General features: G+C 68.6%; 11 protein-coding genes and 1 pseudogene. 6 read left to right on the top strand and 6 right to left on the bottom strand.

Annotated elements, in window-relative coordinates; all coding sequences use genetic code 11:
- Positions 1–13: 13 nt before the first annotated feature.
- The 6 genes from gyrB to dnaA all read right to left on the bottom strand — a co-directional run bounded on the left by gyrB (position 14) and on the right by dnaA (position 9,351).
- Positions 14–2,044, bottom strand: a complete 2,031-nt coding sequence (gene gyrB / locus OIU81_RS17995; protein ID WP_443074151.1) for a DNA topoisomerase (ATP-hydrolyzing) subunit B — start codon at positions 2,042–2,044, stop codon at positions 14–16.
- Between the two features lie 344 nt (positions 2,045–2,388).
- Complete coding sequence (locus OIU81_RS17990; protein WP_329149084.1) at positions 2,389–2,922, bottom strand: DUF721 domain-containing protein; 534 nt, start codon at positions 2,920–2,922, stop codon at positions 2,389–2,391.
- Entirely contained in the window at positions 2,919–4,103 is a 1,185-nt protein-coding gene (gene recF, locus OIU81_RS17985; protein WP_329149082.1) for a DNA replication/repair protein RecF, read from the bottom strand. The genes OIU81_RS17990 and recF overlap by 4 nt, the downstream gene beginning before the upstream one ends.
- Positions 4,104–4,174: 71 nt before the next feature.
- Complete coding sequence (gene gnd, locus OIU81_RS17980; protein WP_329149081.1) at positions 4,175–5,053, bottom strand: phosphogluconate dehydrogenase (NAD(+)-dependent, decarboxylating); 879 nt, start codon at positions 5,051–5,053, stop codon at positions 4,175–4,177.
- A 181-nt stretch (positions 5,054–5,234) separates the two neighbouring features.
- Positions 5,235–6,365, bottom strand: a complete 1,131-nt coding sequence (gene dnaN, locus OIU81_RS17975; protein WP_329155208.1) for a DNA polymerase III subunit beta — start codon at positions 6,363–6,365, stop codon at positions 5,235–5,237.
- A gap of 1,060 nt (positions 6,366–7,425) precedes the next feature.
- Complete coding sequence (gene dnaA / locus OIU81_RS17970; RefSeq protein WP_329149079.1) at positions 7,426–9,351, bottom strand: chromosomal replication initiator protein DnaA; 1,926 nt, start codon at positions 9,349–9,351, stop codon at positions 7,426–7,428.
- Positions 9,352–9,728: 377 nt separating this feature from the next.
- Here dnaA and rpmH point away from each other — a divergent pair, with 377 nt between their 5' ends.
- The 6 genes and pseudogenes from rpmH to rsmG all read left to right on the top strand — a co-directional run bounded on the left by rpmH (position 9,729) and on the right by rsmG (position 13,202).
- The gene (rpmH, locus tag OIU81_RS17965; protein WP_030354375.1) at positions 9,729–9,866 is read left to right on the top strand and encodes a 50S ribosomal protein L34; all 138 of its coding nucleotides are present in this window, start codon (positions 9,729–9,731) and stop codon (positions 9,864–9,866) included.
- Positions 9,867–9,891: 25 nt separating this feature from the next.
- Positions 9,892–10,260: pseudogene (rnpA, locus tag OIU81_RS17960) on the top strand (ribonuclease P protein component); the annotation flags it as partial.
- Positions 10,261–10,346: 86 nt separating this feature from the next.
- Entirely contained in the window at positions 10,347–10,664 is a 318-nt protein-coding gene (yidD, locus tag OIU81_RS17955) for a membrane protein insertion efficiency factor YidD (protein ID WP_042150996.1), read from the top strand.
- A 3-nt stretch (positions 10,665–10,667) separates the two neighbouring features.
- On the top strand, positions 10,668–11,819 hold the full coding sequence (gene yidC / locus OIU81_RS17950) for a membrane protein insertase YidC (protein ID WP_329149073.1): 1,152 nt from the start codon (positions 10,668–10,670) through the stop codon (positions 11,817–11,819).
- Between the two features lie 15 nt (positions 11,820–11,834).
- Positions 11,835–12,341, top strand: a complete 507-nt coding sequence (locus OIU81_RS17945; protein ID WP_329149071.1) for a Jag family protein — start codon at positions 11,835–11,837, stop codon at positions 12,339–12,341.
- A 135-nt stretch (positions 12,342–12,476) separates the two neighbouring features.
- Positions 12,477–13,202 carry a 16S rRNA (guanine(527)-N(7))-methyltransferase RsmG gene (gene rsmG / locus OIU81_RS17940; RefSeq protein ID WP_329149069.1) on the top strand — a complete coding sequence of 242 codons (726 nt, stop codon included), beginning with the start codon at positions 12,477–12,479 and terminating at the stop codon, positions 13,200–13,202.
- The last annotated feature ends 184 nt before the right edge of the window (positions 13,203–13,386 follow it).

Here is a 13,386-nt window from a genome sequence, read left to right as displayed (position 1 = left end):
GGGCCGACACGGCTCAGATGTCGAGGAAGCGGACGTCCTTGGCGTTGCGCTGGATGAACGAGCGGCGTGCCTCGACGTCCTCACCCATCAGCACCGAGAACAGGTCGTCCGCGCGGGCCGCGTCGTCCAGCGAGACCTGACCGAGGACACGGTGGTCGGTGTCCATGGTCGTGATGCGCAGCTCCTCGGCGTTCATCTCACCGAGACCCTTGAAGCGCTGGACCGAGTCGTCCTTGATGCGCTTGCCGCTCCGCTTGCCGAGACCGATCAGCGCGTCCCGCTCCGGGTCGGAGTAGGCGTACTCGAAGTCGTCCCGGCCCCACTTGATCTTGTAGAGCGGCGGACGGGAGAGGTAGACGTGTCCGGCCTCGACCAGCGGCCGCATGAAGCGGAAGAGGAAGGTGAGCAGCAGGGTGTTGATGTGCTGGCCGTCGACGTCGGCGTCCGCCATCAGGATGATCTTGTGATAGCGGAGCTTCGCGATGTCGAAGTCCTCGTGGACCCCGGTGCCGAAGGCCGAGATCAGCGCCTGGACCTCGTTGTTCTGCAGGATCTTGTCGACCCTGGCCTTCTCGACGTTGAGGATCTTGCCTCGGATCGGCAGGATCGCCTGGTACTCCGGGTTACGGCCGGACTTGGCCGAGCCGCCGGCGGAGTCACCCTCGACGATGAAGATCTCGCACTTGGTCGGGTCGTTGGACTGGCAGTCGCTCAGCTTGCCCGGCAGCGACGCCGTCTCCAGCAGTCCCTTGCGGCGGGTCAGATCGCGTGCCTTACGGGCCGCCACGCGGGCGGTCGCCGCCTGGATGCCCTTGCGGATGATGTCCGCGGCCTCGTTGGGGTTACGGTCCAGCCAGTCCGTGAGGTGCTCGTGCACGACCTTCTGCACGAAGGTCTTCGCCTCGGTGTTGCCCAGCTTCGTCTTGGTCTGGCCCTCGAACTGCGGCTCGCCGAGCTTGACCGAGATGATCGCCGTCAGACCCTCGCGGATGTCCTCACCCGTGAGGTTGTCGTCCTTCTCGCGCAGCAGCTTCTTGTCGCGCGCGTAACGGTTGATCAGACCCGTCAGCGCCGCACGGAAGCCCTCTTCGTGGGTACCGCCCTCATGCGTGTGGATGGTGTTCGCGAAGCTGTAGACACCCTCGCTGTACTGGGTGTTCCACTGCATCGCGATCTCGACCGAGAGCATCCGCTCCTTGTCCTCGGCCTCCACGTCGATGACCGTGGGGTGTACCAGCTCGCCCTTGCGGGAGTTCAGGTACGTCACGAAGTCGACGATGCCGCCCTCGTAGTAGTAGCGGACCGAGAGGGGCTTGCCCTCCTCGTCCACGTGGTCCGGGCGCTCGTCCGTCAGCGCGATCGTCAGACCCTTGTTGAGGAACGCCATCTCCTGGAAGCGCCGGGACAGCGTCTCGAAGCTGTACTCGGTGGTCTCGAAGATGTCGCCGTCGGCCCAGAACGTGACCGAGGTGCCGGACTCCTGCGTGGCCTCCTGCTGGGCCAGCGGCGCGGTCGGCACACCGAGCTTGTACTCCTGCGTCCAGCGGTAGCCGTCCGTGCGGACCTCGACCGCCACCCGCTGCGACAGCGCGTTCACGACGGAGACACCCACGCCGTGCAGACCACCGGAGACCGCGTAGCCGCCGCCGCCGAACTTGCCGCCGGCGTGCAGCACCGTCATCACGACCTCGACGGCGGGCTTGTTCTCCGACGGCACGATGCCGACCGGGATACCGCGGCCGTTGTCGATGACACGGACGCCGCCGTCGGCCAGGATCGTGACGTCGATGGTGTCCGCGTGGCCGGCCATCGCCTCGTCGACGGAGTTGTCGACCACCTCTTGCACGAGGTGGTGCAACCCGCGCTCGCCCGTCGAGCCGATGTACATGCCGGGGCGCTTGCGGACCGCGTCCAGGCCTTCGAGGACGGTGATCGCACTGGCGTCGTACGACTTCTCCACCGAGGAGTCGCCCATGACGCCGGCAGGAACCCCCTCTTCTGTGGAAGCCGTGTTGTTCTCGTTGAGGTCGCCGGAGTCGGCCACGAAGCGCCCTTTCTGGCACAGCACGAGCCCTTCCGCGCCTGTGGGGATCACCCCAGGGAAGACAGGCGGGAGCGGCTGCGTCGTTCGACATGTTCCGCGAGTGGGCGGGATTGGCATCAGTCTACCGGTAGCGCCGACACTCATGGGGGTTTGCAGCCACCTGAGTCGTCATGTGCCGCCCTGAACTGGCGTCCGCCGACTCCCCATATCCGAGAAGGGGCCTCAGGGCGCTCACACGGGCACTCAGCGCTTCCGGCTGTCAACCGGCGGCTACCGTGAGCGGAGTCTCACCCGCCTCGTTGGTGAACGGGGGTCCTACGCGCGTCACCCTTGGGCCCCGCGGCTCAGCCGTAGGTGTCGCCGGGGCCCTTGCTTCCCGGTGCGCGCAGCGCTCCGTACCGCCGGGCGGGACCGCCCGGGCCCAGCACCTTGATCACCTTCACGGTGCCGTGGCCCAGGTCCTCGTTGAGGCGTGCCACCAGCGTCGGGGCCAGCAGCCGCAGCTGCGTCGCCCACGCCGTCGAATCGCACTGCACCGTCAGCACCCGGGCGTCCTCGTCGTACTTCTGCGGCTCGCAGTGCTGCGCCACCTCGGGCCCGACCAGCTGCGGCCAGCGCCCCATCACCCCGCCGACCGCGGCCGGGGTCTCCCAGCCGCGCTCCGTGATCAGCCGGTTGATCGCCGCACCGAGCGGCAGCGGGTCGCGGCCGTCCGCCCGCGCGCCCGACCGCAACCCCCCGCGCCGGGCCTGCTTCTTCTGCTGGGCGGCCGCGCCCCGCGCCCGTGCCTGCTCCTTGGCGGCCACCAGCGCCTGGCGGGCCAGATCCACACCGGAGAGCTCCGGGTCCTTGGGACGCTCGGGCTGCGGGTCGCTCACGGTGTCACCTTCTCCACGGCGCCGCCGGACACCGTGTAGCGCGCCCCGGCCAGCACCGCGGGAACGTCGTCGGCCACCGCCGCCGTCACCAGGACCTGCTCGCCCGGCGCCACCAGCTCCGCCAGCCGCTCGCGGCGTCGCGCGTCCAGCTCGGCGAAGACGTCGTCGAGGACCAGGACCGGCTCGCCCGCCCGTCGCCCGCCCCCGTCCGAGGGCCCACCGGGCACGCTCATCGGGCTCTCCGCGCGCAGCAGGTCGTACGACGCCAGCCGCAGCGCCAGCGCGTACGACCAGGACTCGCCATGGCTGGCGTAGCCCTTCGCCGGGAGCTGGCCCAGCTTGAGCACCAGGTCGTCGCGGTGCGGGCCGACCAGCGTCACCCCGCGCTCGATCTCCTGCTTACGGGCCTCGCCGAGCGCGGCCAGCAGCACACCGTACAGCTCCTCGCGGTTCGCGGCGGCGGCCATCGCCTCGCCCGCGGAGCCGCGGTACTCCAGCGCCAGCGGGCCGCCGCCCGGTGCCAGCTGCTGATAGGCCTTGTCCGTCAGCGGCTGCAGCGCCGCGATCAGATCGAGCCGCTGCGCGAGCAGCTCGGCACCGGCCCGCGCCAGATGCTGGTCCCAGATGTCCAGCGTCGACAGATCCATCTGCCGGCCGCCGTGCCGGCGCGCCAGCGCGGCGGTCTTCAGCAGGGTGTTGCGCTGTTTGAGGACGCGGTCGTAGTCCGCCCGCACCCCGCCCATCCGCGGCGAACGCGCGGTGATCAGCTCGTCCAGGAACCGCCGCCGCTCTCCCGGGTCGCCCTTGACCAGCGCCAGGTCCTCCGGCGCGAACAGCACCGACCGCACGATCCCCAGCACATCCCGCGGCTTGACCTGCGAGGACCGGTTGATCCTGGCGCGGTTCGCCTTGCCCGGATTGAGCTCCAGCTCGATCAGCTGCTGTCGCTCGCCCTGGACGACCGCGGCCCGGACGATCGCCCGCTCGGCGCCCATCCGCACCAGCGGCGCGTCCGAGGAGACCCGGTGGCTGCCGAGCGTGGCGAGATAGCCGACCGCTTCGACCAGATTGGTCTTGCCCTGTCCGTTGGGCCCCACGAACGCCGTGACGCCCGGTTCGAGGGGAACCTCGACCCGGGCGTACGAGCGGAAGTCGGCGAGGGACAGATGCGTGACATGCATGGCGGGCGCCGACCTCCCCCGGCTGTTCCTGCGGTTCCGTACTGCTTCGTACTGCTTCGTACTGCTGCTTGCTACTTCTTGCTCTCGACCGCGTGGCCGCCGAACTGGTTGCGCAGCGCGGCGATCATCTTCATCTGCGGGGAGTCGTCCTGACGGGACGCGAAGCGGGCGAAGAGCGAGGCCGTGATCGCGGGCAGCGGCACGGCGTTGTCGATGGCGGCCTCGACCGTCCAGCGGCCCTCGCCGGAGTCGGCGGCGAAGCCGCGCAGCTTCTCGAGGTGCTCGTCGTCGTCGAGGGCGTTGACGGCCAGGTCGAGCAGCCAGGAGCGGATGACCGTGCCCTCCTGCCACGAGCGGAAGACCTCGCGGACGTCCGTGACGGAGTCGACCTTCTCCAGCAGCTCCCAGCCCTCGGCGAAGGCCTGCATCATCGCGTACTCGATGCCGTTGTGGACCATCTTGGCGAAGTGGCCGGCGCCGACCTTGCCGGCGTGCACCGCGCCGAACTCGCCCTCGGGCTTGAGAGCGTCGAAGATCGGCTGCACCTTGGCGACATCGTCCTTCTCGCCGCCGTACATCAGCGCATAGCCGTTCTCCAGGCCCCAGACGCCGCCGGAGACGCCGCAGTCGACGAAGCCGATGCCCTTGGCCTTCAGCTCCCCGGCGTGCTTCTCGTCGTCGGTCCAGCGGGAGTTGCCGCCGTCGACGACGATGTCGCCCGGCGACAGCAGCTCGGCCAGCTCGTCGACGGTGGACTGGGTGGCGGCACCGGCCGGCACCATGACCCAGACGACCCGCGGGCCCTTGAGCTTGTCCACAAGCCCCTGCAGGCTGTTGACATCCGCCAGGTCCGGGTTGCGGTCGTATCCGATGACGGTGTGGCCGGCGCGGCGAATGCGCTCGCGCATGTTGCCGCCCATCTTGCCGAGACCGACGAGACCGAGCTCCATCAGAGACCCTCTTTGCACGTAGTCGTTGCTGTCGTACCCGAGTCCGAGCCTACGCCCGCAGGTCCGCGCACACCTGTGGGCTCAGCCGCTCATCAGGGGCCCTTCAGCCGGTCGCCGCACAGGGCGGGGCCAGGGCACCGCGACCCACGGCGGATCGCGCCGCGGGTCGCACGTACGGCCGTCAGCCCGACAGCCGCACCGGCATGATCAGGTACTTGTACGCGTCGTCCGCCTCGGCGTCCTTGGCCGGCCGGCCGCTCAGCAGCGCGGGCTTGGTCGAGGTCGTGAAGGACAGCTGCGCCACCGGGGAGTCGATGGCCGACAGGCCCTCCAGCAGGAAGCCGGGGTTGAAGGCGATCGAGATGTCATCGCCGTCCAGATCGGCGTCCACCCTCTCCACAGCCTGTGCGTCGTCGCTGGAGCCGGCCTCCAGGATCAGCACACCCTGCTCGAAGCTCAGCCGGACCGGGGTGTTCCGCTCGGCCACCAGCGCCACACGCTTGACGGCCTCGACGAAGGGCGCGGTCTCGATCACGGCGACGGAGTTGAACTCGGTCGGGAAGAGCGTGCGGTACTTCGGCAGGTCGCCTTCCAGCAGACGCGTCGTCGTCCGGCGTCCGGCGCCCTCGAAACCGATCAGGCCCTCGCCCTGGCCGGAGCCGGAGAGCGCGATGGTGACGGTGTCGCCGCTGCTCAGGGACTTGGCGGTGTCCAGCAGGGTCTTGGCGGGGACCAGCGCGACCGCGGAGGCGTCCGGGCTCTCCGGCTTCCAGAGGAACTCGCGCACCGCGAAGCGGTAGCGGTCGGTGGAGGCCAGGGTGACGGTGTCGCCCTCGATCTCGATCCGTACGCCGGTGAGCACCGGGAGGGTGTCGTCACGGCCGGCGGCGATGGCGACCTGGGCGGCGGCCGCGGCGAAGACCTCACCGGGGACGGTGCCGGTGGCGGTGGGCATGGCCGGCAGGGCCGGGTACTCCTCCACAGGAAGGGTGTGGAGGGTGAACCGCGAGGAGCCGCAGACGACGGTCACCCGTACACCGTCGGTGGAAATCTCCACCGGGCGGTTGGGCAGGGCGCGGCAGATGTCGGCGAGCAGCCGGCCGGAGACGAGGACCGTGCCCTCCTCCTCCACCTCCGCGTCCACCGAGACCCGTGCGGAGACCTCGTAGTCGAAGCCGGAGAGGCTCAGCGCGCCTTCCTCCGCCTTCAGCAGCAGGCCCGCGAGGACGGGCACCGGCGGACGGGCCGGGAGGCTCTTGGCCGCCCAGGCCACTGCCTCCGCGAGTACATCGCGCTCCACCCGGATCTTCACCGGAACCGCCTCCTGCTGTTGCTGGCTCTCGCCCTGCTGGCCTTCGTCGTCGGCTGAGTTGCCGGAGACCAGTCTGACGCACGCCACCGACAGTCGGTGCGGCTCGGGGTCAAGTCGGATCGACCGGTGTCGGACGCCCGGCGGCCAACTTGTGCACAGGCCCCGTTTCCGAACGAGTTCCCCGGTAGATATCCGTGGTCGTAGTAGTAGGGCCTGTGGAAACCGTGGACAACTGCCTTTGCGCAGGTCAGCACGGATTTTTTGTCCACTGCTCCTGTGGGCGGCGGCGGTGGAAAAGCCGGCGACGCTGTGGACCGCGGAAAGTTCTGCACACCCGATGCACAGGAGAGGGCTACTTCTCCCCAGTGCCGTCCCCAGCTTTACCCCGGTTCCCCACAGCCCAACCGATCAACTTGGTGTGACGGCTTTCACTCGGCCCGGTGAGAGCGGGTGTTGCGTTGCCGAACAGTGGACAGGGGTGTGGAGAAGCTGGGGACAACAGCCGCTTGCCTGTGGGCGGCCGGTGGACAAGATCGCACCTCCCCTGTGGACGAAATCTCTGTCCACACCCTGTGGAGGGCGGTTGACCACAAATCCACACGCGGCTGACCTCCTCCGATGCTCCGTCAGCTCATCGTCCTGTGGATCCCACAGGGATAACTTTCCCCTCCCCAGGATGTGGAAGGAAAATTGTTGCCCAATCTGTGGAGGGAGGCCGTGACCCGGCCCGGAATCGAACACGGCGGGCCCGCTCCCCAAGTTTGGGACGGCGGCGGCGCGGATCGATCCGTGGCGGAAGCGCCTCTGAAGCAGCTTTGAGGGGGCTCGGAACGCGCTCGGGACGGGCTCGGGAGAACGTCGGCGCGAGGACAGGAGCGCCAGGGAACGGCCGGAGGCCAAGGCGCCCTCCCTCTCTCCCTCCCTCCCTGTCTCCCTCCCTGTCTCCCTCCCTGTCTCCCCTATTCCCTCCTCTCCCCGTACGACGAAGGGCGCTCCGGGAGCGGATCCCGGAGCGCCCTGGGCGTCCTGTGGCGGCCGGTGCGGCGCCGTGGCGCCGGCCTCAGCCGTTCTTGATGCGGTTGGTCAGCTCGGTGACCTGGTTGTAGATCGAGCGCCGCTCGGCCATCAGCGCGCGGATCTTGCGGTCGGCGTGCATCACGGTCGTGTGGTCCCGGCCGCCGAACTGCGCGCCGATCTTCGGCAGCGAGAGATCGGTCAGCTCGCGGCACAGATACATGGCGATCTGTCGGGCGGTCACCAGCACCCGGCTGCGCGAGGAGCCGCACAGATCGTCGATGGTCAGCCCGAAGTAGTCGGCGGTCGAGGCCATGATCGCCGTCGCGGTGATCTCCGGCGCGGCATCCTCGCCCCCGGGGATCAGATCCTTCAGCACGATCTCGGTCAGCCCCAGGTCCACCGGCTGCCGGTTGAGCGAGGCGAACGCGGTGACCCGGATCAGCGCGCCCTCCAGCTCGCGGATGTTGCGCGAGATCCGGGACGCGATGAACTCCAGCACCTCCGGCGGCGCGTTCAGCTGCTCCTGCACCGCCTTCTTGCGGAGGATCGCGATCCGGGTCTCCAGCTCGGGCGGCTGGACGTCGGTGATCAGGCCCCACTCGAAGCGGTTGCGCAGCCGGTCCTCCAGGGTGACCAGCTGCTTGGGCGGCCGGTCACTGGAGAGCACGATCTGCTTGTTCGCGTTGTGCAGCGTATTGAAGGTGTGGAAGAACTCCTCCTGCGTCGACTCCTTGCTCGCCAGGAACTGGATGTCGTCGACCAGCAGGATGTCCATGTCGCGGTAGCGCTTGCGGAACGCGTCCGCCTTGCCGTCGCGGATGGAGTTGATGAACTCGTTGGTGAACTCCTCCGAGCTCACGTAACGCACCCGGGTGCCCGGATACAGACTCCGTGCGTAGTGCCCGATCGCATGCAGCAGGTGGGTCTTGCCGAGCCCCGATTCCCCATAGATGAACAGGGGGTTGTAGGCCTTGGCCGGCGCCTCGGCGACGGCGACCGCGGCGGCGTGCGCGAAGCGGTTCGAGGCACCGATGACGAAGGTGTCGAAGAGGTACTTCGGGTTCAGCCGCGCGGTCGGCTCACCGGGGCCGGTCGCCGGCGCGGGCTGGGCCGCGAGCGGACTGGGCGCGCCGCTGGATGCCGGAAGCACGGCGCCGGGGCCGGAGCCGGGGATGCCCGGGCGACCGTGCCCGCCGGGCTGGTGCTCGGACAGATCACGGCGCGGCTGGTCGTAACGCGAGCGCGGGCCGTCGGAGTGCTGCGGTGGCCCGCCGCGGTCGGACGTCTGCCCGCGGTAGTCGTTCTGCCGCTGCTGGTGCTGCGAGAGGTGGGACGACGGGGAGGCGTACGGATCACGGTCGGGGAAGCCGCCGAGGTGCTGCTGCTGCCAGCCGTAGTCGTCGCGCGGGCCGGGGCCGCCGGCCATGGGGGAGTGCTGCGGCCAGCCGCCGGGCTCGTGCCGGGGCTGCTGGTAGTCCGGATAGGCGGGCCGGACATCCGGCAGGTCATCGCCCTGGTGCCCGTAGCCCTGCCGGCTGTCGTGCCGGGTCTCGTAGCCGTCGTACTGCTCATGCTGTTGCGGCTGACGCGACTGCTGGTGCGACTGCTGATGGGACTGCTGAGGATGCGGGGCTTGCTGCTGAGGCGGCTGGTGCTGCTGGTGGGCAGGGGGCGCAGGCGGTGTCGCGGGCTCCCCGGAGGAGTCGTCCACGGTGATCGCGATCCGGATCGGGCGGCCGCACTCATGGCTGAGGGCCTCCCCGATCAGTGGCGCCAGTCGGCCCTCGAGCACGCTCTTGGCGAATTCATTGGGCACGGCGAGCAGCGCGGTGTCGGCGACCAGTGCCAGTGGCTGGGTGCGCTTGAGCCAGTCCTGGTCCTTGGGCTTGAGGCCGTCGGCCTCCGCACGAAGGAGGTGATCGAGCACGCGCGGCCACACTGCGGCAAGATCGGCAGGCACATCAGCCACAGGGCACGCTCTCTCACAGTCCCACGAATGTGTGATTCTCAGGACGGGCGGGAAGGAATCGGAGTTCAGCCACGGTAGTCAGGGCGGGCCTGGGGATTCAAGTTGTTGTCCACAGGCTGTGCATAGTGTGTCCTGGCGCGAGGCCGGAAGAGGCTGCCGAGAAGCCGGTTTGACCGGATGGCGTAGCCGCGCGTACCGTGACCAGGTCGAGTTGTCGATGGCTGCTGCCGCCTGCCTCCGATGGGTAAAGATCACGCTCGAGTGATCGTGTAGCGGTGCACTTAGCGTTGCGAGCTACTCGTGGGCGCACGGTGACAGCCAGTCGACGCCCCACATCTGTCTCTCCTTGAGACAACAAGCATTCCTGGAGCCCCCGAGTGAGCAAGCGCACCTTCCAGCCGAACAACCGCCGCCGCGCGAAGACCCACGGCTTCCGTCTGCGCATGCGGACGCGTGCCGGCCGCGCGATTCTCGCGACCCGCCGTGGCAAGGGTCGCGCCCGCCTGTCTGCCTGAGCAGTCGGAAAACCAGGTCCATGACGTGCTGCCTACCGAGCATCGGCTGAGGCGGCGCGAGGACTTTGCGGCCGCGGTACGCCGGGGACGCAGGGCCGGGCGCCCGCTCCTTGTCGTTCATTTTCGTAGCGGTGCAACGGACCCGCACGGGTCGGGGGAAAGTGTTCCCCCGGCACGTGCGGGTTTCGTCGTGAGCAAGGCAGTGGGCATCGCTGTCGTGCGCAGCAAGGTCAAGCGCAGACTCCGTCATCTCGTGCGCGATCGGCTGGACCGGCTGCCCGCCGGTAGCCTGGTTGTCGTACGGGCCCTGCCCGGCGCGGGTGACGCGGATCACGATCAGCTGGCCCGCGACCTGGACGCCGCCTTCGAGCGGCTGCTGGGAGGGGTACCGAGAGGCTGCACACCCTCGGGGGCTGCGACCGACAGCAGCTGCCCCGCGGGCCCCCGGAGCCCCGGACGGGACCCGGGAGGGAGCGCACAGTGAAGTACCCGCTGCTGCTTTTGATCAAGATCTATCAGTGGACCATCAGCCCCCTGCTGGGACCGGTCTGCAAGTACTACCCGTCGTGCTCGCACTATGGCTATACGGCCATCGACCGGCACGGCGCGGTGAAAGGGACTGCGCTGACAGCCTGGCGCATCCTGCGTTGCAATCCGTGGTCGCTCGGGGGCGTCGACCACGTCCCTCCCCGGAAGCGTCCGGTTTGGCATCAGCGGCTGAGGAGCCGCCTGGGCGGGCCCACCGTCCCTGAGCCTGTCGCCCAGCCCGAGACTCAGCCCAACGTCCAAGGAGCCTGATTCGTGGACACGATCCTCAGTCCCCTCTATATCGCTGTTTCCTGGATCATCGTCCAGTTCCACTCGTTCTACAGCCTCATCTTTGACAAGGACAGTGGCGCGGCGTGGGGTCTGTCCATCGTCTCGCTGGTGGTGCTGATCCGTATCTGCCTGATCCCGCTTTTTGTGAAGCAGATCAAGTCGACGCGGAACATGCAGGCGCTTCAGCCGAAGATGAAGGCGATCCAGGAGCGCTACAAGAGCGACAAGCAGCGCCAGTCCGAAGAGATGATGAAGCTCTACAAGGAGACGGGCACCAACCCGCTCTCGAGCTGTCTCCCGATTCTGGCCCAGTCGCCGTTCTTCATCTCGCTGTACCAGGTTCTGAGCCACATCGCGCAGAACAAGACGGTCGGCGTCATCGACCTGCCGCTGCTCGAGAGCGCGCAGCGGGCGCACATCTTCGGTGCGCCGCTGGCGGCGAAGTTCATGGACAGCGCGGCGAAGATCCAGAGCCTCGGCGCTTCGGTGATCGACGTCCGTGTGGTCACGATCATCATGATCGTCCTGATGTCGGCGTCGCAGTTCTACACGCAGCGCCAGCTGATGACCAAGAACGTCGACCTCACGGTGAAGACGCCGTTCATGCAGCAGCAGAAGATGCTGATGTACGTCTTCCCCCTCATGTTCGCCGTCTTCGGTATCAACTTCCCCGTCGGTGTTCTCGTCTACTGGCTGACCACCAACGTGTGGACCATGGGCCAGCAGATGTTCGTCATCCGTCGTAACCCGACTCCGGGCAGCAAGGCCTTCGAGGAGCGCCAGGAGCGGCTGCGGGCCGCGGGCAAGATCGTCGAGGACCCGGCCGTCGTCGAGGCGAAGCACGCCGCCGAGGAAGCGCGCCAGAACCGCCAGCAGCCCAAGCGCCAGACGAAGGCCAAGCGGCAGACCGGCGGCGCCCCGGCCGGCGGTGCGCAGAACCGTACGCGTGCCGGGTCTTCGGCGCATGACACGGACGCCGGCACGGCGGACTCCGGCCAGGGTGCCGGGAAGAAGCAGTCGCTGGACAAGAAGGACGCGCAGGGCGGCAAGGAGAAGGGCGGCGCCTCCGGGTCCCGCACCACCAAGTCCGGGCAGCGCAAGGGCCAGCAGCCCAAGCACCCGTCGAAGAAGTAAGAAGGAGTCCCTTTCGTGACGGACACGACCCCTGCCGCCGAGGGCACCGACACCCTGTCCCGCCTTGAGCAGGAAGGCGAGATCGCGGCCGACTACCTCGAGGGTCTGCTGGACATCGCCGACCTCGACGGCGACATCGACATGGATGTCGAGGCCGACCGTGCCGCCGTGTCGATCATCAGCGACTCGTCCAGCCGCGACCTGCAGAAGCTGGTGGGCCGCGACGGTGAGGTGCTGGAGGCGCTGCAGGAGCTGACCCGGCTGGCCGTCCACCGCGAAACCGGTGACCGCAGCCGTCTGATGCTGGACATCGCCGGCTTCCGGGCGCGTAAGCGCGAGGAGCTCGCGGAGATCGGTGCGAAGGCGGCCGAGGAGGCCAAGGGCACCGGCGAGCCGGTGAAGCTCGACCCGATGACTCCCTTCGAGCGCAAGGTCGTTCATGACGCGGTGGCCGCCGCCGGGCTCCGGAGCGAGTCCGAGGGCGAGGAGCCGCAGCGCCGAGTGGTTGTTCTCCCGGCCTGACCGCTCTGCGCTCCCGTTTCTCTTGGCCCCGTCTGCTCGCAGGCGGGGCCAAAAGTTGTCAGCGTTCTGTGTTATCCCGGGTGCCTGACCCGGGTTCCCGGCAGGAAAAGCAGTCCAAAGGAAGGGCGGTTCCCCGTGACGGAGGCAGCAGCGGAGCTCCCTCCTGCGCCGAAGGCGGCGGAGGAGGTATTCGGCGAACACTTTGCGGAGGCCGTGCGGTACGGCGAACTGCTCGCCGACATCGGCGTGACGCGAGGGCTCATCGGCCCGCGCGAGGTTCCGCGCCTGTGGGAGCGGCATCTGTTGAACTGCGCCGTGCTCTCCGAGGTGGTGCCCGAGGGCGTCTCGGTCTGTGACGTGGGCTCGGGGGCGGGGCTGCCCGGTATCCCGCTCGCCCTGGTGCGCCCGGACCTGAAGATCACGCTCCTGGAGCCGCTGCTGCGGCGTACGAACTTCCTCCAGGAGGTCGTCGAGCTGCTGGGGCTGGACCATGTCACCGTGGTGCGCGGCCGGGCCGAAGAGGTCATGGGCAAGCTTCCGCAGGTGCATGTGGTGACGGCGCGGGCTGTGGCTCCGCTCGACCGGCTGGCCGGCTGGGGCGTTCCCCTGCTGCGTCCTTACGGAGAGATGCTGGCGCTCAAGGGGGACGCCGCGGAGGAGGAGCTCAAGGGTGCCCGGGCGGCGCTGAGCAAGCTCGGCGTGGTGGAGACCTCGGTGGTGCATGTGGGCGAGGGCATCGTGGATCCTCCCTCCACCGTCGTACGGGTCGAGGTGGGCGAGAGCCCGGGCGGAGTGCGTTTTGCGGCCAAGCGGGCGAAGGCGGCCCGAGTGAACCGGGTGTCGAGGGGGCGCCGACGCTGATGCCGCAGTGAGGCAGATCAGTGCTGAGGGAGACGCGGAGTGCGCCGATCCGTGAATGGGCATCGGCAAATTCCGCAAATGCTACCAAAACGACATAAGGCGGAGTGTCGCGGCTCATTCAGACGCGACGCTGGCATCGTGTTTCACGTGAAACGTCGTTCTCTGCTGCAAGGCATCATCGGTC

Source organism: Streptomyces sp. NBC_01454, from assembly GCF_036227565.1.
GTDB lineage: Bacteria > Actinomycetota > Actinomycetes > Streptomycetales > Streptomycetaceae > Streptomyces.
This window is presented reverse-complemented; position numbering and strand designations above follow the sequence as displayed.